Origin of the sequence: Methylobacterium sp. WL7, assembly GCF_008040085.1 — a bacterium.
In the GTDB taxonomy this organism is placed as follows: Bacteria; Pseudomonadota; Alphaproteobacteria; order Rhizobiales; family Beijerinckiaceae; genus Methylobacterium; species Methylobacterium mesophilicum.
On sequence record NZ_VRVG01000383.1, the window covers coordinates 1 to 443 of the forward strand.

Sequence of the window (443 nt, forward strand, 5' to 3'; positions counted from 1 at the left end):
GCCTATTTGGCAATACAGGGATTGGGACAATGAGCCAAGTATGAAGTGGAGGCCTGGAACGGAGAAAATTCTAGGTTTTGATCCCAATTTTCAGTATATGGATCGACCTATTTATGTATTCGACAGAAATGTATTATGCGATCTTTCCGTAAGGCACGATTTGTCGGCAATAATTAATACGGATGTTTTACCAAGCGAATACATGATCTATGGGGCATTCGCGCATCGTTTCCATCCGAGCGCGCACTACTGGTGGAACCCCGCAGATAACGAAAATTCCATCGTGTACAGCGTCAATCAAAGACCGCCAACATACTGCGTTATCGATCCTGGCGTAAAGCTGCGCGACGCTGGGCACAGCAAATATTGCGTGTTTTGGTCTCATTGGGATCAATCTGAATTTAAAATGCGAGAGTTTTTGAGGCATGCGCTAGAAAGATCCA

Annotated in this window: 1 protein-coding gene; it reads left to right on the forward strand. The window is 44.9% G+C overall.

Features of this window, described 5'->3' with window-relative positions:
- Positions 1-40 precede the first annotated feature (40 nt).
- A partial coding sequence (locus FV233_RS31040) for a hypothetical protein (RefSeq protein ID WP_210249535.1) occupies positions 41-443 on the forward strand: 403 nt, incomplete at its 3' end.